Source organism: Thermoanaerobacter sp. YS13 (genome assembly GCF_000806225.2).
In the GTDB taxonomy this organism is placed as follows: domain Bacteria; phylum Bacillota; class Thermoanaerobacteria; order Thermoanaerobacterales; family Thermoanaerobacteraceae; genus Thermoanaerobacter; species Thermoanaerobacter uzonensis.
The window spans coordinates 218,618-243,230 of the sequence record NZ_JOOI01000001.1; the positions used below are offsets into that span (position 1 = coordinate 218,618).

General features: G+C 33.3%; 26 protein-coding genes, 2 pseudogenes and 1 riboswitch. Of the genes and pseudogenes, 24 read left to right on the forward strand and 4 right to left on the reverse strand.

All coding sequences use genetic code 11. The features are described 5' to 3' along the window. Genes THYS13_RS01030 through THYS13_RS01040 form a run of 3 tightly spaced genes read left to right on the forward strand, consistent with a single transcriptional unit; the run spans nt 1 to nt 3,929 of the window. The gene (locus tag THYS13_RS01030) at nt 1-1,854 is read left to right on the forward strand and encodes a TIGR03960 family B12-binding radical SAM protein (protein WP_042832763.1); all 1,854 of its coding nucleotides are present in this window, start codon (nt 1-3) and stop codon (nt 1,852-1,854) included. Next, a complete protein-coding gene (locus tag THYS13_RS01035; RefSeq protein WP_042832764.1) occupies nt 1,835-2,488 on the forward strand; it encodes a TIGR03936 family radical SAM-associated protein in 654 nt (217 codons plus the stop codon). Before THYS13_RS01030 ends, THYS13_RS01035 begins: the two co-directional genes overlap by 20 nt. Before the next feature lie 7 nt (nt 2,489-2,495). Then, nucleotides 2,496-3,929 carry an Rne/Rng family ribonuclease gene (locus tag THYS13_RS01040; protein WP_042832766.1) on the forward strand — a complete coding sequence of 478 codons (1,434 nt, stop codon included), beginning with the start codon at nt 2,496-2,498 and terminating at the stop codon, nt 3,927-3,929. A gap of 51 nt (nt 3,930-3,980) precedes the next feature. On the opposite strand, the gene queF is transcribed toward THYS13_RS01040, so the two are convergent. After that, complete coding sequence (queF, locus tag THYS13_RS01045) at nt 3,981-4,382, reverse strand: preQ(1) synthase (RefSeq protein ID WP_042832767.1); 402 nt, start codon at nt 4,380-4,382, stop codon at nt 3,981-3,983. Beyond that, nucleotides 4,372-4,854: a QueT transporter family protein gene (locus tag THYS13_RS01050; protein ID WP_042832768.1), complete on the reverse strand. Its 483-nt coding sequence runs from the start codon at nt 4,852-4,854 to the stop codon at nt 4,372-4,374. Before THYS13_RS01050 ends, queF begins: the two co-directional genes overlap by 11 nt. Before the next feature lie 260 nt (nt 4,855-5,114). Here THYS13_RS01050 and THYS13_RS01055 point away from each other — a divergent pair, with 260 nt between their 5' ends. From THYS13_RS01055 to asnB, 14 genes are all read left to right on the forward strand, one after another. Continuing rightward, nucleotides 5,115-5,486, forward strand: coding sequence for a lipopolysaccharide assembly LapA domain-containing protein (locus THYS13_RS01055; RefSeq protein ID WP_042833903.1), 372 nt, complete (start codon nt 5,115-5,117; stop codon nt 5,484-5,486). A 187-nt stretch (nt 5,487-5,673) separates the two neighbouring features. After that, on the forward strand, nt 5,674-5,988 hold the full coding sequence (rplU, locus tag THYS13_RS01060; RefSeq protein WP_003871517.1) for a 50S ribosomal protein L21: 315 nt from the start codon (nt 5,674-5,676) through the stop codon (nt 5,986-5,988). Nucleotides 5,989-5,991: 3 nt separating this feature from the next. Continuing rightward, nucleotides 5,992-6,330, forward strand: a complete 339-nt coding sequence (locus tag THYS13_RS01065; RefSeq protein ID WP_042832769.1) for a ribosomal-processing cysteine protease Prp — start codon at nt 5,992-5,994, stop codon at nt 6,328-6,330. Further along, nucleotides 6,327-6,614: a 50S ribosomal protein L27 gene (rpmA, locus tag THYS13_RS01070; RefSeq protein ID WP_003868116.1), complete on the forward strand. Its 288-nt coding sequence runs from the start codon at nt 6,327-6,329 to the stop codon at nt 6,612-6,614. The genes THYS13_RS01065 and rpmA overlap by 4 nt, the downstream gene beginning before the upstream one ends. A 64-nt stretch (nt 6,615-6,678) precedes the next feature. Next, nucleotides 6,679-6,894, forward strand: a complete 216-nt coding sequence (locus tag THYS13_RS01075; RefSeq protein ID WP_003868115.1) for a Spo0B domain-containing protein — start codon at nt 6,679-6,681, stop codon at nt 6,892-6,894. 45 nt (nt 6,895-6,939) lie between these two features. Beyond that, nucleotides 6,940-8,211, forward strand: a complete 1,272-nt coding sequence (gene obgE / locus THYS13_RS01080; RefSeq protein WP_042832770.1) for a GTPase ObgE — start codon at nt 6,940-6,942, stop codon at nt 8,209-8,211. A 122-nt stretch (nt 8,212-8,333) separates the two neighbouring features. After that, nucleotides 8,334-8,969 (forward strand): nicotinate-nucleotide adenylyltransferase, encoded by a 636-nt coding sequence (gene nadD, locus THYS13_RS01085; RefSeq protein WP_082990355.1) that lies wholly within the window; start codon nt 8,334-8,336, stop codon nt 8,967-8,969. Beyond that, nucleotides 8,959-9,543 carry a bis(5'-nucleosyl)-tetraphosphatase (symmetrical) YqeK gene (gene yqeK, locus THYS13_RS01090; RefSeq protein WP_042832771.1) on the forward strand — a complete coding sequence of 195 codons (585 nt, stop codon included), beginning with the start codon at nt 8,959-8,961 and terminating at the stop codon, nt 9,541-9,543. Before nadD ends, yqeK begins: the two co-directional genes overlap by 11 nt. Continuing rightward, nucleotides 9,540-10,730 carry an LCP family protein gene (locus THYS13_RS01095; RefSeq protein ID WP_042832772.1) on the forward strand — a complete coding sequence of 397 codons (1,191 nt, stop codon included), beginning with the start codon at nt 9,540-9,542 and terminating at the stop codon, nt 10,728-10,730. The genes yqeK and THYS13_RS01095 overlap by 4 nt, the downstream gene beginning before the upstream one ends. Nucleotides 10,731-10,746: 16 nt before the next feature. Next, the gene (gene rsfS, locus THYS13_RS01100; RefSeq protein WP_042832773.1) at nt 10,747-11,100 is read left to right on the forward strand and encodes a ribosome silencing factor; all 354 of its coding nucleotides are present in this window, start codon (nt 10,747-10,749) and stop codon (nt 11,098-11,100) included. Between the two features lie 136 nt (nt 11,101-11,236). Then, a complete protein-coding gene (locus THYS13_RS01105) occupies nt 11,237-11,887 on the forward strand; it encodes a transcriptional regulator (RefSeq protein WP_042832774.1) in 651 nt (216 codons plus the stop codon). Nucleotides 11,888-11,949: 62 nt separating this feature from the next. Continuing rightward, nucleotides 11,950-12,083: riboswitch (cyclic di-AMP (ydaO/yuaA leader) on the forward strand. A 101-nt stretch (nt 12,084-12,184) separates the two neighbouring features. Next, nucleotides 12,185-13,285, forward strand: coding sequence for an NAD/NADP-dependent octopine/nopaline dehydrogenase family protein (locus THYS13_RS01110; protein WP_042832775.1), 1,101 nt, complete (start codon nt 12,185-12,187; stop codon nt 13,283-13,285). After that, a complete protein-coding gene (locus THYS13_RS01115; RefSeq protein ID WP_042832776.1) occupies nt 13,282-14,934 on the forward strand; it encodes a cobalamin-dependent protein in 1,653 nt (550 codons plus the stop codon). Before THYS13_RS01110 ends, THYS13_RS01115 begins: the two co-directional genes overlap by 4 nt. Nucleotides 14,935-15,010: 76 nt before the next feature. Next, nucleotides 15,011-16,522 carry an asparagine synthase B gene (asnB, locus tag THYS13_RS01120; RefSeq protein WP_042832777.1) on the forward strand — a complete coding sequence of 504 codons (1,512 nt, stop codon included), beginning with the start codon at nt 15,011-15,013 and terminating at the stop codon, nt 16,520-16,522. A gap of 26 nt (nt 16,523-16,548) precedes the next feature. Here asnB and THYS13_RS01125 read toward each other — a convergent pair whose 3' ends face one another. Next, a complete protein-coding gene (locus THYS13_RS01125) occupies nt 16,549-17,811 on the reverse strand; it encodes a D-alanyl-D-alanine carboxypeptidase family protein (protein ID WP_042832778.1) in 1,263 nt (420 codons plus the stop codon). Between the two features lie 118 nt (nt 17,812-17,929). Between THYS13_RS01125 and THYS13_RS01130 the strand changes: the two genes are divergently transcribed. Beyond that, nucleotides 17,930-18,535: a helix-hairpin-helix domain-containing protein gene (locus tag THYS13_RS01130; protein ID WP_042832779.1), complete on the forward strand. Its 606-nt coding sequence runs from the start codon at nt 17,930-17,932 to the stop codon at nt 18,533-18,535. A gap of 56 nt (nt 18,536-18,591) precedes the next feature. Beyond that, nucleotides 18,592-19,650, forward strand: a complete 1,059-nt coding sequence (locus THYS13_RS01135) for a hypothetical protein (protein ID WP_042832780.1) — start codon at nt 18,592-18,594, stop codon at nt 19,648-19,650. Between the two features lie 4 nt (nt 19,651-19,654). On the opposite strand, the gene THYS13_RS01140 is transcribed toward THYS13_RS01135, so the two are convergent. Next, nucleotides 19,655-20,128, reverse strand: coding sequence for a phosphatidylglycerophosphatase A (locus tag THYS13_RS01140; protein WP_042832781.1), 474 nt, complete (start codon nt 20,126-20,128; stop codon nt 19,655-19,657). A 129-nt stretch (nt 20,129-20,257) separates the two neighbouring features. Here THYS13_RS01140 and gltX point away from each other — a divergent pair, with 129 nt between their 5' ends. From gltX to THYS13_RS01160, 5 genes and pseudogenes are all read left to right on the forward strand, one after another. Next, nucleotides 20,258-21,697, forward strand: a complete 1,440-nt coding sequence (gene gltX / locus THYS13_RS01145) for a glutamate--tRNA ligase (RefSeq protein WP_042832782.1) — start codon at nt 20,258-20,260, stop codon at nt 21,695-21,697. 100 nt (nt 21,698-21,797) lie between these two features. Next, the gene (locus THYS13_RS01150; protein ID WP_042832783.1) at nt 21,798-22,430 is read left to right on the forward strand and encodes a SatD family protein; all 633 of its coding nucleotides are present in this window, start codon (nt 21,798-21,800) and stop codon (nt 22,428-22,430) included. After that, the gene (locus THYS13_RS01155) at nt 22,423-22,848 is read left to right on the forward strand and encodes a DUF3307 domain-containing protein (RefSeq protein WP_235603195.1); all 426 of its coding nucleotides are present in this window, start codon (nt 22,423-22,425) and stop codon (nt 22,846-22,848) included. The genes THYS13_RS01150 and THYS13_RS01155 overlap by 8 nt, the downstream gene beginning before the upstream one ends. A gap of 44 nt (nt 22,849-22,892) precedes the next feature. After that, nucleotides 22,893-22,970 (forward strand): annotated as a pseudogene (locus THYS13_RS14060) (IS607 family transposase); the annotation flags it as partial. An 11-nt stretch (nt 22,971-22,981) separates the two neighbouring features. After that, nucleotides 22,982-24,415 (forward strand): annotated as a pseudogene (locus THYS13_RS01160) (IS200/IS605 family accessory protein TnpB-related protein); the annotation flags it as partial. Nucleotides 24,416-24,613 lie beyond the last annotated feature (198 nt).

A 24,613-nucleotide genomic window follows, 5' to 3' on the forward strand; every position in this document is an offset into this window, starting at 1 on the left:
ATGAATAACTTAAAGGATAAAATAGATGCTTTGCTTATGAAAGTAAGCAAACCTACAAGATACACAGGAGGAGAATTAAATTCTTCTATAAAAAATCCGGAGGAAGTCAAAGTAAGATTTGCTTTTGCTTTTCCGGATGTATATGAAGTGGGAATGTCTCATTTGGGGCTTAGAATTTTATACCATCTTTTAAACAAAAGAGAAGACGTATATTGTGAAAGGGTTTTTGCACCATGGTTGGATATGGAAAAGCTCATGAGGGAAAATGACATTCCTCTTTTTAGTTTAGAGACAAGAACCCCATTAGATAAATTTGACTTTATAGGTTTTACTCTTCAGTATGAATTAAGTTATACAAATGTAATAAATATGCTTAATTTAGCGAATATTCCTATCCTATCAAGAGAGAGGAAAAAGTTACCTTTTGTCATTGCTGGTGGACCCTGTGCGTATAACCCTGCTCCGTTATCTGACGTTATTGACTTTTTTGTAATGGGAGAAGGAGAAGAGGTCATAAATGAAATTATTGACGCTTATATAGATTGGAAGGAAAGGAAAGGAGAAAGAGAAGAATTTTTACAAATTGTTTCTCAAATCAAAGGAGTATATGTTCCTAAGTACTATATGGAAGTATACAATCAAGATGGAACGATAAAAGAGATAAGGACTATTAAAAAAGGAGTTCCTGAAAAAGTAAAGAAAAGAATAGTTAAAGATTTTGAAAATGTGTATCATCCTGAAGAGCAAATCGTTCCTTTTATGGACATAGTTCACGATAGAATAATGTTAGAAATCTTTAGAGGGTGTACACGGGGATGTAGATTTTGTCAAGCTGGGATGATATATAGGCCAGTGAGGGAAAAATCAAAGGAAAAAATTTTAGTTTTAGCGGAGAAGCTTGTAAAATCTACAGGGTATGAGGAAATATCTTTAGCTTCTTTAAGTACTTGTGATTATTCTCAAATTGAAGAATTAGTTGAAAGGTTAATTGAGAAATATAAGGATAAAGGAGTTGGAGTTTCTATACCATCTACACGAGTAGATACTGTATCTATAAATTTGTTAAAAGAAATACAAAAAGTTAGAAAAACAGGTCTTACTTTAGCACCAGAAGCTGGTACGCAAAGACTTAGAGACGTAATTAACAAAGGGATTACAGAAGAAGATATTTTAGAGGCGACAAAAGAGGCTTTTTCTGCAGGATGGACAAATGTCAAACTTTATTTTATGATAGGTCTCCCTACAGAGACGATGGAGGATGTGGAAGGGATAGCGGATTTGGCATATAAGATAGTAAATAATTACAAAGAAGTAAAAGGGAATGCGAAGAATTTAAAAGTCACCATAAGCACTTCTACTTTTGTACCTAAACTTTTTACACCTTTTCAGTGGACGGCTCAAAACAGCATTAAAGAAATAATGGAAAAGCAAGATTTGCTAAAAAAGAAACTTAAGAGTAAAGTGTTAAAGTACAATTGGCACAATCCTTATATGAGTTTTTTAGAAGCTGTTATTTCGAGAGGAGATAGAAAAGTAGGAAAAGCTATAATAAAAGCGTGGGAAAAAGGATGCAAATTTGACGGATGGGAAGAATATTTTAATTATGACAACTGGGAAAAGGCTTTTAAGGAAGCAGGTGTAAATCCTCATTTTTATGCTAATAGAGAAAGAAGTTTAGAAGAAATATTTCCATGGGATGTAATAGACGTTGGGATAGATAAAAGGTATTTGATTAGAGAATATAAAAAATCTCAAGAAGGAAGAATTACAATTGACTGCAGGCTTTATTGTACAGGTTGTGGAGTAAAGGATTTTGATGAGGGGGTAGTGTGTTTTGAAGCGCCTAAGAAATAAATATACAAAAGATGAAAGAGTCAAATTTATTTCCCATTTAGACCTTTTGCGAGTATTTCAAAGGGCTTTGAGAAGAGCTGATATAAAAGTCGCTTTTTCACAAGGATTTAATCCCCATCCTAAAATTTCTTTTGGGCCTGCTCTTATAGTAGGTGCGACGACAGATGGGGATTATATGGATATAGATTTGGAAGAAGATATTTCTCCTGAAGAATTCAGAAAAAAGATGAACAAAGTGTTACCACCTGGTATTGAAATTGTGGAAAGCTATGAGGTAGAATTGAATGATGCGCTTTCTACAAAAATAAAAGGAGCAGAGTATATTTTGCAAGTCAATGTAAAAAAAAGTATTAAAGATATTCAAAATAAAATAGAAGAATTTATGAGAAAAGATGTAATTGAAATAGAAAAAGAGAGTAAAAACGGCAGGAAGATGGTAAATATAAGACCTTATGTTTTGGAGTTAAAAGTAATTGAAGAGACCGAAGATTATTTGAAATTTTATATAAAATTAACATTAGGAGAGGGAGTTCCTAATCCTTTACATTTATTAAAGGCTTTGAATGATTACATTGGAGACTTGTTTGATATGGACTCTTATAAACTTCACAGAAAATATATGATTTTAGAATAAGTACGGGGTGAAAATTTTGAAAAGACTTATATTGGACATTGATGGGAATTTGAGCCAAATCGCTTTATTAGAAAATGGGAAGCTAAAGGAGTACCATCCAGAGAAAAGAGATGGGAAAAATATTTTGGGGAATATTTATAAAGGTAAGATTCAAAATGTTTTAAAAGGCATGCAGGCAGCCTTTGTAGATATTGGAATTGGCAAGAACGCTTTTTTATTTTTTGACGATGTGCTTTTTCAACAAGAGAATTTACCCAAAAGCATTACACAAGTTTTAAAACCAGGTCAACCAATAATGGTTCAAGTATCAAAAGAAGCAGTAGGCATGAAAAATCCCAGAGTGACCGCTAATATTTCTTTGCCGGGGAAATATGTTGTTTTAATGCCTAATGTCGATTACATTGGAATTTCTCATAGGATTGAAGAAGAAGTGGAAAGAAAGAAGCTTCAGGAAATTATAAAAGAATTAAAACCTGAAGGTATGGGAATAATTGTTAGAACAGCTGCATTAGAGGCGACAGAACAGCAAATGAGGGAAGATTTAGAAGAATTAATTCGCTTGTACGAGAAAATACAAAAAGATTTTCAAAATGCCCCCCTTCCTTCTTTGATATATAAAGAAGAGGATTTTGTAATTAAGTATTTGAGGGATTTGCTTTCTGATGAGGTAGATGAAATTGTGGTTAACGACAAAGAGGAGTATGAGAACATAAAAAAATATTTAAAAAATGTAGGAAAGGATAATATTTCAGTTACTTATGAAGAAGGAGATTTAATGGGGATTTATGGAGCAGATTTTCAAGTCGAAAAATTGTTAGAAAAAAAAGTATGGTTAAAAAGTGGAGGTTTTGTAATAATAGACCAAACAGAAGCTCTTACTGTAATTGATGTAAATACAGGAAAGTACGTAGGAAAATCTTCTTTAGAGGAGACAATATACAAGACCAATCTTGAAGCAGCAGAAGAAATTGCCCTGCAGCTTAAGCTAAGAGATATTGGTGGAATAATTATTATTGATTTTATAGACATGAAAAATGAAAATTTTAGAAGGGATTTGCTTGAATTTTTCAAAAGAGAACTCCAAAAAGACAGGACAAAATGCACTGTATTGGGGTATACTCGATTAGGACTTGTTGAGATGACAAGGAAAAGGGTGAGGTCGCAAGTAGGATCATACCTTAAAGAAAAATGTCCTATATGTGAAGGGGAAGGATTGGTTTACTCAACTGAGTACATCTACAAAAGATTAAGAAATAATATACAAAGGGTGTTGCGGCATGTAAATGCGCGAAAAATCTACATAAAAGGGAATGATAAAGTTGTTAAAATCGCGGTAGAGAAGGGAATTATAAAATTTTACAAAGAGAAATTTAATGTAGATTTCGAACTTGTTGTTGACAATACCAAAAAATATGGCCATTTTGAGATAGACTTTGAATGAAGAATCAAAGTTAAAAAAGCTGCCCAAGGGAATTTTTGGGCAGCTTTATATCTACTTTTCTTTTTCATACTTTGCCACAATTCTCGTGGCTATTCCACCTCTTTCTTGAAACTCACCTATTACTTCCATAAATTTTGGCTGTAGAAGTTCAACTAAGTCATCCAAAATTCTATTTATAGCATGTTCTTGCAGGATACCTACATTTCTATAGGAGGTGAGATAATACTTTAAAGATTTAAGTTCTACTAATTTTTTAAAAGGGATATATTTTATAGTAAGTTTTGCATTATCAGGTAATCCTGTCCAAGGGCAAACAGAAGAAAATTCATTAGTTATATATTCTACAATAGTATTTTTTTCAGGGTATTCATATTCAATGGATTCTAAAACTTCTTTGTCAATCTTTTCATAACCGTAAGTGTCAAATCTTCTCTCTTTATATTTATCTGTCAAATTTCACAACTCCTTTCTTTTCAATTGCAAAAAGCAAAAAATATCCCGTTACCAAAAGTACAGTTTCAGCCAATCCTACGCTTAAGAAAGTTGGAATAAATGGTATATTGGCAGAGATATTTAAAGTGATTCCAACAGATGCTGCAATCCAAATAGCTACGAATACAGCACCTACCAATTTGTGAGTAGCTCTTCCAATGTAGTATCCAATTGTACAACCGATTAAGTTTGAAAGAGGCATAAAAATTAGCTCCATTGTGCCAGCAAATGGGCTAAACAAATTTGCAAAAAAATTTCCTATCATCATGGAAATGGCATATTTTTTATTGAATACTACAATGGATTTTGTAATTTCCCCTACGCGAAACTGAAGGGGTAAAAATGAGATGGAAGAAAATATAACTGTGAGTACAAAATAAATTGCCGCAACCAGAGCAATTTCTGCTATATCTTTTATTCTTTTTTTGGACACAAAATTACCTCCTTTGTTTTGTTAACTGGGGTTACTGCGACCCAGGTGAGCATTTTGCTCACTATAATCAATTTTAACACAACTACTGGAGTAGTTTCAACATAAAAACTCTTTCTATCAATTAAATGATAAAAGTTAAGAATGATGTTTTATTATTATCGAAAAATTTACAATTTTTATTGACAATAATAATTTGTATAATTTATCATAAAGGTAGGAAGGTGTTAGTGATTGTTACTGAAGATGGGGGAGGTGATTTTGTGAAGGGGCAATATTATACAATATTAGCTTTGATATTCGCAATTATAGTAGCGATTTTTGCTATTTCTAATGCTGGACCTGTGGATATAAGTTTTTTGTATTGGCATTATTCAATTTCTCAAGCTTTAGTAATTTTATTGTCAGCAGCTATTGGAGCTATAATTGTGGGTACAATAGGTTTGTTTGGACAAATTCGCTATAGCGTAACGATACGAGGACTTAACAATAGGATAAAAGAGTTGGAAAAGGAAAAGGAAGAATTGAATCAAAAGGTTATAGAATTGCAAAACTATAAATTAGCGGAAGAAAAAACAAATGAACAAAGTGATGGCAAGGAAGAGGAGGAAGAAAAAGGGACACAAACTCTTTAGTTGATTTGGCACTTGGTGAAGACATATTTACTACCCAATTCCTTTTTGAGATGGAAATAAAAGGCGCTTGCTTTTTTGATTGACAAGTGATATTTTATTATGTTAAAATATCACTTGTGGCCGCTCAGGACGGGTTTTTAAACTTTTACCTTGTTCCCTGGCGAGACTGGATGTAGGAGGTGCAAAAATGTACGCAATAATCGAAACTGGTGGAAAACAGTATATGGTTCGTGAAGGAGATGTTCTTGCAGTAGAAAAGTTAAATTATCCAGAAGGAGAAGTTATTTCTTTTGACAAAGTTTTGGCTGTGTCAAAAGAGGACGGTAATGTAGAGTTTGGCAAACCCTATTTAGAAAATGTTAAGGTGAATGCCAAGGTTTTAGAGCATGGGAAAGGACCAAAAATAAGAGTTTTTAAGTATAAGCCAAAGAAAAATTATAGAAGAAGACAAGGACATCGTCAACCTTACACAAAAGTACAGATTGAAAAAATAATTCAGTAAGCCATGATTAGAGTAGAAATATTGAGAGATTCAAAAGGGGATATTTATAAATTTAATATAAAAGGACATGCAGGTTTCGATGAGTACGGAAAGGACATCATATGTGCAGCTGTTTCTGCTATATCTCAGACAGCGGTGCTGGGAATAGAGGCGTTAAAAACTGTTAAAATAAAGAAAAAAATAGAAAGTGGCGATTTGCAGGTTGACATTATTGATAAAGGTTTGGCAGAAGATGATATACGATTAAAAGCTATTCTGGAGACTATGGTTTTAGGCCTTAAAGATATTGAAGCGGATTATCCTGAATATGTAAGGGTTATGGATAGGAGGTGCAAAAAATGAAACTCCAACTTTTTGCTCATAAAAAGGGTGTTGGAAGTTCCAGAAACGGTCGTGATAGTGAATCTAAGCGTTTGGGAGTAAAAAGGGCAGATGGCCAATTTGTATTAGCTGGTAATATCCTTGTAAGACAAAGAGGAACTAAAATACATCCAGGTGTAAATGTAGGAAAAGGAAAAGATGATACACTTTTTGCATTAATTGATGGATATGTTACTTTTGAAAGAAAAGGCCGCGACAAAAAACAAGTAAGTGTTTATCCAGAAAGAAAAGTTGCACAGAATTAAATCCTGGTTTATACCAGGATTTTTTCATAAATAAATAATAATTAAAAAAGAAAGTGGTGAAAAGATGGTGTCAGATGTGGAGTTATTGGTAGACTACATCAAAAGAAGCAGACATGAGCTTTTAAATGATTTACAATTAGTATTAGGCTATGCTCAACTAGGGAAATTAGAGAAAGTGATTGAATCTCTCCACATTACTATTGACCACCTTAATAGAGAAAGAGATATCTTTAATTCTGAAAATGCACAGGAAATTATAAAGAAACTATTAAAAGAGTAAAAAAATACGAGAAGTATATACTATAAAATAAGGCAGGTGATAGAATTGTTTATAGACACAGCAAGGATATACATAAAAGCTGGAGACGGTGGAAATGGAATTATATCTTTTAGAAGGGAAAAATACGTTGCTTATGGTGGACCGGACGGTGGTGATGGAGGAAAAGGGGGAGATGTTATATTTATAGCAGATCCTAATTTGTCTACTTTGTTAGATTTTAAATACAGAAAAAAATACGTTGCGCAAAATGGAGAAAACGGTAGAGGTAAAAATCAATATGGCAAAAATGGAGAAGATTTGTACATCAAAGTTCCTGTAGGAACGTTGATAATTAACGATGATACAGGAGAAATTATAGCTGACCTTGTAAAACCTAATCAAAAAGCTATTGTTTTAAGGGGAGGTAAGGGAGGAAGAGGGAATGCTAAATTTGCTACTTCTACTTTGAAGACTCCTCGTTTTGCTGAAAGCGGCGAAAAAGGCAAAGAAATGTGGGTACGGTTAGAGCTGAAACTTCTCGCTGATGTAGGATTAATAGGATTTCCTAATGCAGGGAAATCTACTCTTCTAGCCAGTTGCACAAGAGCAAAACCTAAAATTGCTAATTATCCTTTTACAACACTGACACCTAATTTGGGAGTTGTAGAACATAAAGGGAAATCCTTTGTAATGGCAGATATTCCAGGTTTAATTGAAGGGGCCCACAGAGGCGAAGGACTAGGTCATGACTTTTTGCGGCACATTGAAAGGACAAAAATGTTGATACACGTGGTGGATGTATCTGGAAATGAGGGACGAGATCCTATAGAAGATTTTGAGAAGATAAATGAGGAGCTGAAACTTTACAGTGAAAGATTACTTACTTTGCCTCAAATTGTTGCAGCAAATAAAATTGATATACAAAGCGGTAAAGAAAATTTTCCTGCTTTTGAAAAAGAAATCAAAAAAAGAGGTTACGAGGTATATCCTATATCTGCTTTGACAAAAGTGGGGATTGATAAACTTTTGGATAAGACTATAGAAATTCTTTCTTCTATTCCGATTGAGGAGATAAAGGAAGTGCCAGAAGTTATTGTTTATACACCTCCTGAAGAGGAAGAAACACTTAATATAGAAGTAAAAGATAATACCTATTATCTTAGCGGTACAAAAATTGACAAACTTTTAAAGAGAGTAAATTTACAAGATGAACATTCTTTAAGGTACTTTGAAATACTTCTTAGAAAGAGCGGGGTAATAGATGCTCTTAAGGAAAAGGGATTTAAAAGTGGTGATACAATAAATGTGAGAGATTTTGAATTTGAATATTATGAATAAAAGTGGAATTTGATTCCACTTTTTTATTTACTTTAAACGAGGTCTCAGTGTAAGCTTGTGCAATTTATCTCTTTTGATGTATAATGTTAATATAAAAGAAATATAAATTGGGGGATAGTAACTTGGGAAGGGAGCTTAGACTTGGGATAATGGGAGGCACTTTTGACCCTATTCATTATGGTCATTTAGTTACTGCTGAAGCGGTAAGGTCTGAGTTTAAATTGGACAAGGTAATTTTTGTTCCAGCAGGTAACCCGCCTCATAAAGTAAAGCGAAAGGTGACAGATAAAAAACATCGTTATTTAATGACTATTCTTGCCACAATAACTAATCCTTTCTTTGAAGTATCGACGATTGAAATTGACAGAGAAGGGTATACTTATACTATTGACACTATCAAAGAGTTTAAAAAAATTTATGGGGAGAAAACTCAACTTTATTTTATAACAGGAGCGGATGCTGTTTTAGAGATTTTGACTTGGAAAAGTGCAGATGAGCTTTTAAAGATGTGTAATTTTGTTGCCGCAACTAGGCCAGGAGTTGAGGGTAATAGAATAGATGAAGAATTAGACAAAATTAGAAGACTTTATGGGAATGTCATTTACAAAGTGACTGTTCCTTCTTTGGCTATTTCCTCCACTGATATAAGGGAAAGAGTAGCAGGGGAACGGCCTATAAAGTATTTACTGCCGGAGTCTGTGGAAAGATATATCCAAAAGTACGGTTTGTACAAAGAGGATGACGAAAATGGGGTATGACACAGAACTTTTAAAAAGCAAATTAAGAAATTTGTTAGATGAAAAAAGGTATTTACACTCTATAGGTGTTATGGAAACCGCAATGCACCTTGCTAAAAAATATGGTGCTAATGTAGAAAAAGCACAAATTGCAGGTTTGTTGCACGATTGTGCAAAGAGCTATTCTGATGAAGAACTTTTAAAATTTGCTCAAAGATATGGAATTGAAGTAGATGAAGTTTTAAAAAATGCACCTTTTCTTTTACACGGTCCTATAGGTGCACATTTGGTAGAAGAAATTTTTGGGATAAAAGATCAAGAAATAAAAAAGGCAATTGCTCTTCATACTACTGGTGATGTCAATATGAGCCTTTTGGATGAAATAGTATTTCTTGCAGATTATATAGAGCCTAATAGAGATTTTAAAGGAGTAGAGGAATTAAGGCGATTAGCTGAGGAAAATTTAGGCCTTGCTTTGTTAAAGTCTTTTGATAGTACGATTTGTTATGTTTTAGAGAGGAAACTACTTCTTTATGAGAAAACAGTAAAAGCTCGAAACTATATTCTTCTGAAACTTGGGAGTGGAGATAAATGAGAAAGGTAATAAAAATTGTATCTGTGTTATTGTTGTTAAGCTTATTATCTGTAGGAGTAGGGGGGTATATTTATTTAAAGTCTCTGAATCCTTCAGATGCCTTTTTGATGAAAAAAAGCGGTGAAAACAAAAATTCAGAAACGATTCAGAAAATAAATATATTGGTTTTGGGAGTTGATGAAACATCACCAACAGATCCAAGGCGTTCTGATACTATGATATTATTATCTTATAATCCTAAAACTAATAAAGCTTATATTTTATCTATTCCAAGAGATACAATGATTAAACTTGACAAATATGGGACACAAAAGATAAACGCTGCTTATCCAATAGGTGGACCTCAGTTGGCGATGGATACAGTGTCACAGCTTATTGGAGAACCTGTTGATTATTATGTAAAGATTGGATATGAAGGTTTTAAACAATTAGTAGATGATTTAGGGGGAGTAGAGATGAACGTTCCTATGGACATGAATTATGATGACAATGCGGGAAATCTTCACATACATTTGAAAAAAGGTGTACAGCTTTTGGATGGAGAAAAGGCTTTACAGTTGGTGAGATTTAGACATGGGTATGCAGAACAAGATTTAGAAAGGGTCAAAGTACAAAGAGAATTTTTGTTAGCAATGTTTGAAAAAGCTAAAAACCCCAGTACTTTGTTAAAAATTCATCGTATATTAAAAACCATAAATCAATACGTAGAAACAAACATACCACCTGTTACTATGCTAAAGTATGCAGATTACCTTTTGAAACTTGACAAAGACAATATAAAAACAGCTACTTTGCCTGGTACTCCTCAGTACATTGATGGGATTGCTTATTATATTACAGATCCCCAAGAAGTAAGACAATTTATGGCGAATTTAGATGGCAATATAGATGATAAAACTAATGAGATGACAGTTAACAAAAATATAAAAATAGAGGTTTTAAATGGCGGTGGTGTACCAGGAGTAGCCGCAAAGACAGCTGATTTGTTAAAACAACAAGGGTATGATGTAGTGAAGATAGGGAATGTAATAGGTACCACTTACAACACTACTCAGATAATTAATAGGACTGATGATAAAAAAGTAGTAGAAGATTTGAAAAAAATTTTAAAAAATGCTATCGTAGTGGAAGATACGAATGGAGGCAGTAATGTTGATATAACTATAATTTTGGGAAAAAATATATAAAGTGGAGGTTGATTTAGTGATAGACGTAAAAGATAAGGTATTTAAAATCTATAAAGTTTTAGAAGATAAGAAAGCTTCTGATATAAAGATTTTGTATATAGGAGACTTAACAATTGTTGCAGATTATTTTATTATTGCCACTGGCAATTCGGATACTCACGTTAAAGCATTGATAGACGAAATTGAAAAAAAACTTATGGAAGACGGCATTTTTGTTGGTCATATTGAAGGTTACAATTGGGGTAAGTGGGTTTTAATGGATTATGGTGATGTAATAGTTCACATATTTCAACAACCCGAAAGGGAATTTTATAATTTAGAAAGATTGTGGGCAGATGCAAAGGAAATAGTGCTTGACAACCTTGTTTGAGGCATGTATAATAACGTTAATAAATTTTTTATTAATATCTTATCTTTTGTACGGATATTTTTATAGCCCTATCAGTAATTTTTCATTGCCTTATTGAATATATTTAATATTGTATGATTAGGGGGATTTAAAGCCAATGAAGACACATCCTATCTTGAAGAGCATAATCCCTATGATGGAAGGAATAGCACATACGTTTGGAAAAAATTGTGAAGTAGCATTGCATGACTTTTCTTCTCCACAAAGTCCAATTATCGCAATTGTAAACGGGCATGTAACAGGAAGAGATGTAGGGAGCCCTTTACCTGAAACTATATCGAAAGTATTGAAATCTGATAACGTAGAAAATTTAACAAATTACAAAAATAAAGGCAAAGATGGAAAAATTTTAAAGTCATCTGCTCTTTTTATAAAAGATGAGAATGGTAAACCTGTTGGATGCCTTACCATCAATATTGATATTTCAGAATTTATAATGGTAAAAAATACTTTATCAGAGTTTTGTGATGTGGCGGATACCAATGAAGAGGCTCGAGAGGCTTATACAGGTAGTGTTAGCGATGTGCTGGAAAGTATAGTAAACACAACGTTAGAAAATTACGGGAAACCTGTGAATTTCATGACAAAAGAAGAGAAGGTACAAGTGGTTAAGATGTTGGATGAAAAAGGGACTTTTTTGATAAGAGGTGCTGTGGATTACGTAGCAAAAATATTGTGTGTTTCTAGATATACTATATATAATTACTTAGATGAAATAAGGGTAGGAGAGGATTTTGGGAAATATTAGTATGTTTTCCTTTACAACTTTTTGATTTTATGATATAATAAAAATAAATTGAAAATTAAATAAAATGCTAAACGCTGAATTCGTAAAGAAGCGGGGGAACCACTTTCCGGGGTGAATCCATCTTTGTTATAAGATGGTAGGGTTATCTTTCGACCCGAATCCGTCAGCTAACCTCGTAAGCGTTGAAAGAGGAGGATGATAGCATTGGTGTCTTTTTGTGTCTTTTCAGACACCGAAGGTTAAAGCTATAGATTTCCCTCTATAGCTTTTTCATTTCTTTAAAAGGGGGTAGTCAAAATGAAGCAACTCTCTTTTGCAGTAATTGGAGCTGGGAATGGGGGTCAAGCGATATCCGGGCATCTCGCTTTAAAAGGTTATAAAGTTAATTTGTTCAATAGAACCTATCAAAAATTACTTCCTATTATAGAAAAAGGTGGAATTGAACTAGAAGGAGAAGTGGAAGGCTTTGGTAAGTTAAATGTGATAACTGATGACATGGAGAAAGCTATTAGAGATGTTGACATAATTTTAGTTGTAGTTCCTGCTTCTGCCCATTATAAAATTGCTGAAGAGATGCTGCCATATCTTAAGGATGGTCAAATAATTGTATTAAATCCTGGAAGAACTGGTGGTGCTTTAGAGCTTTATAATGTTATAAGAAAAAGAGGAGATTTAGATGTAGTTATTGCAGAAACAGATACTTTTATATATGCCTGCAGGTCTTCCATGGGAAAATCGAAAATATATAAGATAAAGGAAGTTGTATCTGTTGCTGCAATACCTAAAGATAGAACACAAATGGTGGTGGAAGCACTTAATACTGCCTTTTCTCAATTTATTCCAGCACAAAATGTTCTTGAAACGAGTTTTAACAATTTTGGAGCTGTTTTTCATCCTACACCCACTCTTTTGAATGCAGCGAGAATAGAAACTACTAAAGGTAATTTTGAATATTATCGTGAAGGTATTTCTCCTTCTGTTGCAAAGATATTGGAGAAAATAGACAATGAGAGAATGATGGTGGCAAAAACCCTGGGTGTAAACGCTATTTCAGCTAAAAGATGGCTAAAAGAAAGTTATAATACGAAAGGAGAAAATCTATATGAGGCAATTCAAAATACAAAAGCTTATGTTGGTTTATTAGCTCCTCAAACATTAGACTGTCGTTATATATTTGAAGACGTTCCTATGAGTTTGGTGCCGATGTCTTCTATAGGGAAAGAAATAGGCATTAAGACTCCAACTATTGATGCTGTTATACATCTTGCTTCAGTTATGCATGGAAAAGATTATTGGAAAATTGGAAGAACGGCTGAAAAGCTTGGCATACAAGGTATGACAGTTGAAGAAATTATAGAATTGGTGGAAGGAAAAAGAAAGGAGGTAACGACAGCATGAAAAAGTTAATTGTAGCGGCAGCGATAGGCAATTGCGTCCATGTAGCAGGAGTATATAATTTTTTGAGATTTGCAGAACAGCAAGGTTATGAGACTGTATTTTTAGGTCCTGCAGTTCCTATTAAAAAATTGATTGAAACTGTTAAAGAACATAAGCCGGAGATTGTAGGAGTAAGCTTTAGACTAACTCCGTCAGCTCTTGAAAAACTTTTAGAAGAACTTAAAAGAGAAATAGAATTTAACAATTTAAAAGATATAAAATGGGTGTTTGGTGGTACAGAACCTAATGCAGAAGTAGCGAGAAGGTCGGGAATATTTGCAGCAGTTTTTGATGGTAAAAATGGCGATGAAGCTACAATTAATTTTTTAAGAGGAGGGAGTACAAATCATAGACAGCGGGTTTTTGCTGATACACTAATAGGAAGAATAGAGGACAAATTCCCCTATCCTATCATAAGACACCACTTTGGGCTTCCTTCATTGGAAGATACTATAGAAGGTGTTAAGAAGATAGCAGAGGCAGAAATTTTAGATGTAATTTCTCTTGCCCCAGACCAAAATGCACAAGAACACTTCTTTGATAAAAAATATGACAAAGCTTTAGATGGAGCAGGCGGTGTCCCTATAAGAAAGGAAGAAGACTTATTAAGGATATATGAGGCTTCAAGAAGAGGTAATTATCCTCTTTTAAGGTGCTATAGTGGCACAAATGACGTATTTAAGATGGCAGAAATGCTTTTAAGAACGATCCACAATGCGTGGGCAGCAATACCACTTAGCTGGTACAATGTTCTCGATGGAAGAGGTCCAAGAGATGTTAACACTTCAATCAGAGAAAATCAACAATTGATGAAATGGCACGCCGAAAGGGGTGTACCAGTGGAGGTAAATGAGCCACACCATTGGAGCTTGAGGGATGCTCATGATGTAATTGGGGTAACAATGGCATATCTTGCGGCATATAATGCAAAGAAAATGGGTGTTAGAGACTATGTAGCTCAGTTTATGTTTAACGTGCCTGCTTCTATTTCACCAAAAATGGATTTGGCAAAGATGTTGGCTAAGATAGAGCTAATAGAAGAATTGCAAGATGAAAATTTCAGAGTTATAAGGCAAGCAAGAGCAGGACTTGCAAGTTTTCCAACTGACCTTTTAGAGGCTAAAGGCCAATTGGCTTCTAGTGCTTATCTCTCTATGGCTATAAGACCTCATATATATCACGTAGTGGGATATTGTGAAGCTCATCATGCTGCAACGCCAGAAGATATAATTGAAAGCGTTAAAATAGTAAAAGCCGTGATAAAAAACTCTATGTTTGGAATGCCTGATTTGACTCAGGATAAAGAGGTAATTCAAAGAAAAGAACAGGTAAAGAAAGAGACAAGGGTTTTATTGGAAGCGATAAAGAGCTTGGCACCTCACAGTCCTGATCCACTTTCTGATCCAGACGTATTAGCATTGGCGATAAAGATTGGTCTATTAGATGCACCTCATCTTAAAGGTAACAAATACGCTAAAGGAGCACTACAAACCAAAGTTATAGATGGGGCATGCTATGCTTATGACTATGAAAAACACAGAATAATACCCGAAAAAGAAAGGGTAGAAAAGATTTTACGTGAATATGAAAAATCAGCTATAGAAGTATGAAAATTCAGGAACGTAAGATCTTTTCTTACGTTCCTATTTAATTTGTTTTATATCTAAAGGGGAGGAATGATAGGAAATGTGCGGATTAGCAGGAATTATAAGAACTGGTGATAAGAGCAAATTACAAAGGATGCTTGAGAAAATACGACATCGTGGCCCGGATGAGTCAGGTATTTTTGCAGACGAAAATATTACATTAGGCCACAATAGGTTGACAATAATTGACCTTTATCATGGGCGACAACCTATAAAAAACGAAGATGGCAGATATTGGCTTATTTATAATGGAGAAATTTACAATTACCAATTATTGCGTAAAGAGTTAAAAAATCATATTTTCTACACAGATACTGATAGTGAAGTAATAGTTCATTTGTATGAAGAACTAGGTAAAAATTGTGTTAACTATATTGATGGAATGTTTGCTTTAGCTATTTATGACTCTAAAAAAAAGACCATCTTTATTGCGCGTGATCCCTTAGGAATAAAGCCATTGTATTATGGCAAAACAAAAGAAGGCTATTTTGCCTTTGCTTCGGAGATTAAAGCACTTCAGGAAGTAACTGATGATATAAATGAATTTCCCAATGGATATATTTATACAACTGAAAACGGATTTGAGAGATATTATTCAATTCCACAGGATCCGATGCATTTTGCAGATGTTGATAATATTATTAATGGATTAAGGCTTAGATTAGAGGATTCAGTAAGAAAAAGGTTGATTGCTGATGTGCCTGTTGGAGTATTTTTAAGTGGTGGATTGGATAGTAGCCTTATAGCAGCAATAGCAGCAAAATACAAAAATCCCCTTCACTCATTTGCAGTAGGTGTCGAAGGAAGTAATGACTTAAAGAATGCCAGAGTTGTTGCTGATTATGTAGGTACGATTCACCATGAATTTATTTATGCAGAGGAGGACATAAAAAAAGTTTTACCCAAAGTTATATATCATCTTGAATCCTGTGATCCAGCCTTAGTCAGAAGTGCTGTTGCAACATATTTTGTATCAAAACTTGCAAGCAATTACGTAAAAGTTATCCTTTCGGGAGAAGGTGCTGATGAGTTATTTAGCGGATACCATTACCTTAAAAATTATACAAATCCTTGGGAATTACAATCTGAATTAAAATATATAACTCGAAATTTGCATAATACAAATCTTCAAAGAGTTGACAGAATGACAATGGCACATTCCATTGAGGGACGTGTACCATTTTTAGATCTAGAAGTATTACGGTATGCATTTAAAATAATACCATCCTTTAAAATTAACGGCCGAGAAAAAACCGAAAAGTGGATACTTAGAAAGCTTGCAGAAAATTATTTACCAGAATCAATTGTATGGAGGAGAAAAGAAAAATTTGCAATAGGAACTGGTACATCTGAAATATTAAATAAAATAGCCGAATCAGAAATTAGCGATGCAGAGTACATAAAAAATAGATTCCTACCTAACGGTTTTGAAATAAAGTCTAAAGAAGAGTTGTATTATTTTAAAATTTTAAAAAGATTTTTTAATGTTGATTCCTTTATAAAGGACATGGGAAGAAGTAGGAGTCTCAATGACAACCAAATATATGCATAAAAAAGGGCATTCTGCCCTTTTTTAAATCAATATTTTGAAAAGATATATTTCTTTCTATTTCTAATTTTCCGCCTTCTCCAAAGGATAAAAGCTATTCCTAAAATTGCTGTTCCAGAAATGAATTTTACAGGGTTAGTATATATTATATTTTTTACCTCAGAAGATTGTACCTCCATATAATAATTTCCCCAAAAGTTTTTATAAACAGATTCGGCTGCAATAAGAGGATTGGTACCTATTTCCTTTTCATTTAAAGTGTATTTAATGTATCCTAATGTTTCTCCTTTATTTATTGGCGCTTTTATGTTTTTATTTAATATTATTTGAGCTTCTATAGAATTTTCTTGCCCTTTGGGGACTTCATAATAAAAGTCTTCTTTTGCTATAAGAGGAAGTTTAAAGTGAGATTTTCCTAAGTCGATATATGTTACTACCTCACCTTTTTCTGTTTTTTTCACTAAAGTAAAGTTTTGAAATCCGTAGTCTAAAAGCTTTATAGTATCTGTCCAGATATTTGTTCCTTGGTCTCCCATTATGACGGATATAAGTCTGTGTCCATCTCTTGTTGCAGAAGCTACTAAAACTTGACCTGCTGCAACCGTGTATCCCGTTTTTACTCCATCAGCGCCTTCATAGTGAAAGCTCGAAGGTTTAATTAAGCGATTGCTTAACCATAGGTCTCTTACTTTTTCAAACTTATTAGTAGGGGGAATTTGATAATGTATTGTAGTTACTATTTTTCTAAATTCAGGATTTTGCATTGCATATCTTGCTATTAATGCCATATCGTAAGGGGTGGAATAATGATTTTCATCAGGGAGACCATTTGGATTTACAAAATGACTATCATGAGCCCCAATTTCTTTAGCTTTTTCATTCATTATTTTAGCAAAATTTTCTACACTTCCCCCAATATATTCAGCGATGGCGATGGCAGCATCATTAGCTGATTCTAGCATAATAGCATAGAGTAACTGCTCCAAAGTGAGCTTTTCACCGGGAGAAAGATAGATAGAATTTCCGTCTATTTTTGTAACGTTATCGCTTGCAGTTACGATATCATTTAAGTTTCCTCTTTCGATGGCAATAATTGCAGTAAGAATCTTGGTTGTACTGGCAGGATACATTCTTTTGTGCATGTTTTTATCATATAACACTTGGCCAGTAGTAAAATCCATTAATACTGCAGTTGGACCAACTATTTCTGGCTTTTGTGTAATAGCATAGATAGGAGTAATTTGACCTATTACAATGAATAGTACAATTAAAAATATCAATATTTTTTTCATTTTTATGCCTCCAATTTATGCTGATATTTAAAGTATACCAAAAAAACATGAAAAATAAAAAGGAATTTTTTAATTCATGTAGAAATAAATAAAGGAAGCTGTAAAAAGAGGTGTTAGTATGCCTTATTTTTCAAAAAAACAGCAATATGCTATAGTTGTTATATTATGCTTTATATTGGCATTTTCAGGATATATAATTTACAAAAATTATAAATTAAAAAATGAATTTGTCGTCAATGCAAGCAATGAGAGCGTGCCAGTGGAAAGAATTGTAGAAAGCGAAGAGAACAAAGAAAAACCTTTGGAAATAAAAGTATATGTGACAGGATTAGTAAAAAATCCAGGAGTTTACACTATGAAAGAAGGAGAAAGGATTATAGATGCTATAAATAAAGCAGGAGGACCTTTGGAAGAAGCAGACCTCACAAATATAAATCTCGCGCAGAAAGTTAAGGATGAACAAATGATAAGAGTTCCAAAAAAGGGTGAAACAAATAATATTTCTCCTACTAGTACAATACAAAAAAATGAAAAAATAAATATAAATACTGCGACTAAAGAAGAATTGCAAACTTTGCCAGGAATAGGACCTGTGACGGCTGAAAGGATAATTGAATTTAGAGAAAGTAAAGGCTCTTTTAAAAAAATTGAAGACATAATGAATGTTCCTAGAATAGGTCCTAAAATGTTTGAACAGATAAAAGACAAGATTATTGTGGACTAGTTGATGTTAAATAGTTCCATGTAGAACAAAAAATGCTATATTAAATGAGGGGTTTTATGAAAAAGTTGATAGCTATTATAATTGGGAGTATATTTTTATTTAATTTTATACTAGTACCAGCGCAAAGTGATGTTTCTTCGGATTTTGATAAGGCGAAGCAGGAGGAACAAAAACTTGTATTAGAGCTATTAAATCTTGAGGTAGAAAGGCTTAAAACTCAAAAATCTTTGGACGATTTAACAATAGAGATTGAAAATTTAACTGTAGCTATTCAGGAAAAATATAAAGAAATACAAATGGTAGATAAAGACATAGAAAAGGAAAAAGAGATAGTAAAGAGTTGGTTTAGGTTTTTGTATATGGATGGGACAAATGCCATATTATCACTTCTACTTATGTCACAAAATTCCAGTGAATTATTGCATAGGCTTATTTACATAGACATTGTAACCAATTATTTTTACAATAAACTAGAAAATTTAAATAAGCTTGTAGAATATAAAAGAGAAGAGGAAAATAGATTAACCTCTCAAAGATTGCAGCTTATAGAAAAACAAAAAGAACAAATAGAATTGCTAAAAAAAATAGATGAATTAAGGTTAGCTAAAAGCCAAATGTTAGACGAAATAAAAAAGAAAATCGCAGATTATCAAAAGATATTTGCAATGGCTGATAATTTGGGCAAAATGTTTCCTTCTTTAGATTATTTATTAAGCCACCTTTCTCAATTTCCATGGGATACTTTGGAGTATAAGGATTTGAGTTTTTCCTTTTTTAACGTATCAGCTTCTTTTACTGATGTTGATGTAACAAAGATGATACGCTCTTATAGTAATAAGTTAAAAGATATAACAGTATCTTTTAGTAAAGAAGGTTTTGAAATAAAAGATAATGATTTATACACTTTAAAAGGTAATTTTGCGATAGAAGATAACAAAATTAAATTGTTAATAAATTCTCTAAATATAGGGGATATAAAAATTGGTGGTCAGTTGCTTCAAAAAATTCTTTATGGCTATGACACGACTATAAACATTAAAATTCCTGTTGAAGGATTTAAATTAAAAAAGGTGGAGGCAGAAGAAGGCTATGTAAAGTTTACTTTAGAAAAATAGTTTTTTATAAAACTTCTTTTTTAGAATGGGCAATTCTAGCACAAGCTGCGGCGATTATTGCAGCTACTAGGTCATCAATAAAGGTATTACACTTTTTTTCTTTATCTTCATTAAGTTTTCCTATTATGCCGGGTTTTACTTTATCAAGATATCCAAAATTAGTAAGACCTATAGAACCATAAACATTTGTAATGCTTAAGGCTAAAATTTCATCAATGCCATATAAGGGTTCATCTCTTTTTAAAATGGACAAAAGAGGTTCTTCTAGTAGGTCTTTTTCTGCTAGTTTGTCTAAAGCGATTCCTGTCAAGATTGCATTTTGAACTTCCCTTTTCTCAAGTACATGATGTAAATTTTCTATGCATTCCTCTATTGTTAAATCATCGTAATACTTTTTTTGCAAGTCTAATACTAATACTGCCATATCTTCTAATGTAACTCCTCTTTCTTCTAAAAGGTTTATAGCAATATCTTTCATTTTAACAGCTCCTTTTTTAAGTTTATAGTATGATTATACCACAAATTTTTGTTGAAATACTTCTTTGTTGAAAAAACACTTCAATTAAAGTATAATCAAAATAGTTTAAACTTATGAAGAGGTGAGAAGATGAGTGAAGTAAGAGCAAGATTTGCTCCAAGTCCTACAGGGAGTTTACATATAGGTGGTGCCAGAACTGCTCTCTTTAATTGGCTTTTTGCAAGGCACAATGGAGGAAAATTTATTTTAAGGGTTGATGATACTGATTTAGAAAGGTCAACAGAAGAATCCATGAAAGGAATACTTGATGGACTTCGGTGGTTAGGTATTGATTGGGATGAAGGACCTATCTACCAATCGCAAAGGATAGAAGAATATAGAAAATTTGCAAATAAATTATTAGAGGAAGGAAAGGCTTACTACTGTTTTTGCACAAAAGAAGAGTTAGAAGAAATGAGAAAGCAGGCAGAAAGAGAAGGCAGACCTCCAATGTATACGGGGAAATGTAGAAATTTGACTAAAGAGCAAATAGTGGAGTATTTAAGGCAGGGGAGAAAACCTGCAATAAGATTAAAAGTGCCTCAACAAGGGAAGACAGTGGTTCACGACATAATAAGAGGGGATGTAGAGTTTGATAATTCCACCTTTGATGACTTTATAATTATGAAATCAGATAACATGCCTACTTATAACTTCGCTACTGTGGTAGATGATTACCAAATGGGGATAACTCATGTCATCCGGGCAGAGGAACATTTGTCAAATACTCCAAAGCAAATACTAATTTATGAAGCTTTAGGGTTAGGAATTCCTCAATTTGCTCATGTGTCTATGGTTTTAGCTCCTGATAGGAGTAAACTTAGTAAAAGACATGGAGCGACTTCTGTGCAGGAGTTTAGAGACCAGGGGTATCTTCCTGAAGCAATTGTAAATTATATAACCTTGCTGGGATGGATGCCAAAAGGTGGGGAAGAAATTTTTGATGTGTCAAAAAGCATAAAAGAATTTACTTTGGAAAGGGTATCAAAAAATCCAGCTGTTTACGATGTACAAAAGCTGACTTGGATAAACGGCCATTACATAAGGAATTATGATCTAGATAAATTAACTGAAGCAGTTATCCCATTTTTGAAAGCTAAAAACTTAATTAGGGAGGATTTCGATTATGATTATATCAAAAAAATAGTAAGTGCAGTAAGAGAAAGGGAAAAAACTCTTGTGGATATAGCTGATGCAATGAGTTATTATTTTACAGAAGTTAATGAATATGAGGAAAAAGGAGTTAAAAAGTATTTTACTAAAGAAAAAGTTGTGGATATCCTAAGAAAAGCAGTAGTGACTTTAAAAGAAGTCGAGCCTTTTAATAAATTTACAACTGAGGAATCCTATCGCAAACTTGTGGAGGAATTGCAAATATCTAGTGGTGAACTTTTCCATCCCACGAGATTAGCTATTTCGGGGAGAACTTTTGGACCAGGACTATTTGACATAATGGAACTTTTGGGAAAAGAAAGAACTATAGAGAGAATTGAAAAAGCCATAGATTTTATTGAAAAGATGAAGAAATAATAAAAATATTGACATGGTGTACAATTTTTACTATTATGATAATAGTATTACCCTTATAAGGGTGATACTATTATTTTAACCCATGAAAGGGTGATATTGTGTGTACATAGTGATAACAGGAGACATAATTGGTTCACGAGAATTGTTAGCAAAAGGGATTAATAGAGAAAACTTTATAAAAGCGATAGAAAAAGTAAATAAAGCTTGTGAAGATTGTCTGCTTGTAAAATTTTCACTCATGAGAGGGGATGAAATACAAGGAGTTGTAAAACAGGTAGATTTTTTACCAGCAGTTGTTAGGAGTCTTAGGTATAACTTTTTACCAGCAGGTTTGCGCATTGGAATTGGTGTAGGAGCTATTTCCACAGATATAGTGGAAAATTCTTGGGAAATGGATGGAGAGGCTTTTTATAGGGCAAGAGAGGCTTTGTCACAGTGTGATAAAAATACTATTACAATAGTGAAAACTGGAGATTTGCTGATAGAAGAAGCTACTAATGCTTTATTTATTCTGTTGGATGCTTTACAATCTAAGTGGACAAGGGCTCAGTGGGAAGCAATTATGACTTATGAAAAATATGGAACCTACAAAAAAGCTGCCCAGATTTTAAAAGTAATGCCACAAAATGTGGCAAAAAGGTGTTATGCAGCTAGATGGCAGGCTGTTGTAAAAGGAGAGGAAGCCATTGTCCGGTTGTTGAAATTTGTATTGGAGGGCAGTACAAATGAATAGTCAAAATTTTGCCTTGACATTACTTTTTTTGTCTCACGGTTTGAGTGACTATCTATTTCAGACAGACTCTATTGTGCTTAAGAAAAGAAAGGGATTAATAGAAGGATTTGCAAAACATTTTTTAATAGTGTTTGTGCTAAATCTATTTCTTTTGCCGTTTTTTAAATTTAAGGCAATTTTGTCTTTAACGCTTTTATCTTTTGTTCATGTCATAATTGATTATTTGAAATACAAAATTACAAAGACAGACAATGTTTATTCCTTTATTGTGGATCAAATCCTTCATTTTCTTACTATCTATTTTATTTCTTTAAAACTTGTCGATGTTTTTTGTTTTCTCCCTCCGGAAATTTATTCTAAGACATTTGCTGTACTCTGTGTTTACATTTATGTCATTTTTGGAGGTCAAAACAGTTAAAATTAGTAGTAAAAAATGATATAATTTTAATTAGGTGATAATGAATGTTATTACCTATAAAAAAGGTTAAAGAGCTGCATGATATAAGCAGAATTACGTTAATAAACTGGGAAGTAGAAGGGTGGCAAAAAACATGATAGTAATACAGGCTAAACTCATTTTTTTAAATCAAGAAGACAAACAAATAGTATTAGACTTAATGAGAAGATGGTCATCATGCATGAGATTTGCATATAAGAGACTCTTAGAAGGTTATGATAGAAACACATTAAAAAGAGACCTTCAAGGGATTTTTAACTTAAACTCAAGATATGTAGATGATGCAATAATGAAAGCAAGAGGTGTATTAGAATCATCTAGACAATTAGACAACAATCCAAAGAAAGTCATTTTTGCAGGAAGAGACTTGTTTAAAAAACTACAAAAACGCCATATAAACGGGAAAGAATATCAAAAATTAAAAATTAGGTGGCAGGAGAAGAGAAAAGGAAATCTTTATTCAAGAGGAGATAAAAGCAAAAAAGGAAATCTCAACACAAGAATAGAAGTAAAAGAAAATGGTACTTTCTTAAGGATAAATGTAAGGGAAAGAAAATATGTATATGCCAGAATAGAGGCAGGATATAAAAAGAATAAAAGCAGAGAAGAACTCCTTCAGGAAATTGCCCAATCAAGCATACCCTACTCTGTAGAATTAAAACTTAAAAATGGCAGTATATACGCCTATTTTGCTATAGAAGAAGAATATCCAGAAATAAAAATAACAAAAGAAAAAGGAGTCATAGGAATAGACATAAACGCATGTCCAGACAACATATCATGGACAGAAACAGATGAAAAAGGCAATCTAATAAGCTATAATAAAATACCAATGCCAGAGCTTGCAAGTGGAAATAAAGACAAAAGAGAATATTTCAGATGGAAATATGCTCATGAGATAGTAAAAATAGCAAAAGAGAAAGGAAAAGCAATAGTAATTGAAGAATTAGAAATAAAAGAAAAAGGCAAAAGAGGAGACTTTTCAGGGAGAAAATCAAGGAGGATAAGACATAATTTTAGCTATAAATCACTTCTTTCAAAAATAAAAACACTAGCAAAAAGAGAAGGGATAGAAGTAATAGAGGTAGACCCTTCTTACACATCAATAATAGGCATGTTAAAATATGCACCACAGTATATGATAACAAAAGATATAGCAGCAGCCTATGTAATAGCAAAAAGGGGATTAGGACTGCAAGAAAAGATACCAGACAATTATATAAAGTTTCTCAATACATTAACTGTAAATGAATTAGAAGAATTAAAAGAGCAGGTAAAGAAAACAGTCAGAAACAAGCATATAAAGAAAAAGCACATAAAGGAAATAAATAGAGCAATAAAATTTTTACAAAGCCTTGAGAGTGAGCCAGGAAGGGTGCTAGAACCTCTGGATGGAACAAGTTTTAGTGCCTATGATTTCTGGCGAGTTCTCAAGGTAGCGGTGGTAACGCCACTCTCTCCTGAGAAGGTGCCAAGAGACTTCTCTACCCTGAAGGAATTACTAATTCAGGGTAAGTGGGGAGACCCGGATAAGGGCGTGAGTTCCTGTTTCTTGGGGCAGGGGCTATGGCTTTCCCAAATACCGCCTGCTGGGGCTGGGGAAAGTCTGAAGGGCGGACTACAAATACCCCAGCTATCTAAACTGTACATTTTTGTACAGTTTGGGTAACCAGGAGCAATTTTCATAAAATATGTACTTTTAAGTCCAAATATTCATGTTTCTAAG

Bases quoted from the DNA above. Each gene is read 5' to 3' on its own strand.
- THYS13_RS01030 (WP_042832763.1), top strand. From the start codon at position 1: ATGAATAACTTAAAGGATAAAATAGATGCTTTGCTTATGAAAGTAAGC.
- rplU (WP_003871517.1), top strand. From the start codon at position 5,674: ATGTACGCAATAATCGAAACTGGTGGAAAACAGTATATGGTTCGTGAA.
- THYS13_RS01065 (WP_042832769.1), top strand. From the start codon at position 5,992: ATGATTAGAGTAGAAATATTGAGAGATTCAAAAGGGGATATTTATAAA.
- rpmA (WP_003868116.1), top strand. From the start codon at position 6,327: ATGAAACTCCAACTTTTTGCTCATAAAAAGGGTGTTGGAAGTTCCAGA.
- THYS13_RS01075 (WP_003868115.1), top strand. From the start codon at position 6,679: ATGGTGTCAGATGTGGAGTTATTGGTAGACTACATCAAAAGAAGCAGA.
- yqeK (WP_042832771.1), top strand. From the start codon at position 8,959: ATGGGGTATGACACAGAACTTTTAAAAAGCAAATTAAGAAATTTGTTA.
- THYS13_RS01095 (WP_042832772.1), top strand. From the start codon at position 9,540: ATGAGAAAGGTAATAAAAATTGTATCTGTGTTATTGTTGTTAAGCTTA.
- THYS13_RS01105 (WP_042832774.1), top strand. From the start codon at position 11,237: ATGAAGACACATCCTATCTTGAAGAGCATAATCCCTATGATGGAAGGA.
- THYS13_RS01110 (WP_042832775.1), top strand. From the start codon at position 12,185: ATGAAGCAACTCTCTTTTGCAGTAATTGGAGCTGGGAATGGGGGTCAA.
- THYS13_RS01115 (WP_042832776.1), top strand. From the start codon at position 13,282: ATGAAAAAGTTAATTGTAGCGGCAGCGATAGGCAATTGCGTCCATGTA.
- asnB (WP_042832777.1), top strand. From the start codon at position 15,011: ATGTGCGGATTAGCAGGAATTATAAGAACTGGTGATAAGAGCAAATTA.
- THYS13_RS01125 (WP_042832778.1), bottom strand. From the start codon at position 17,811: ATGAAAAAAATATTGATATTTTTAATTGTACTATTCATTGTAATAGGT.
- THYS13_RS01130 (WP_042832779.1), top strand. From the start codon at position 17,930: ATGCCTTATTTTTCAAAAAAACAGCAATATGCTATAGTTGTTATATTA.
- THYS13_RS01135 (WP_042832780.1), top strand. From the start codon at position 18,592: ATGAAAAAGTTGATAGCTATTATAATTGGGAGTATATTTTTATTTAAT.
- THYS13_RS01140 (WP_042832781.1), bottom strand. From the start codon at position 20,128: ATGAAAGATATTGCTATAAACCTTTTAGAAGAAAGAGGAGTTACATTA.
- gltX (WP_042832782.1), top strand. From the start codon at position 20,258: ATGAGTGAAGTAAGAGCAAGATTTGCTCCAAGTCCTACAGGGAGTTTA.
- THYS13_RS01155 (WP_235603195.1), top strand. From the start codon at position 22,423: ATGAATAGTCAAAATTTTGCCTTGACATTACTTTTTTTGTCTCACGGT.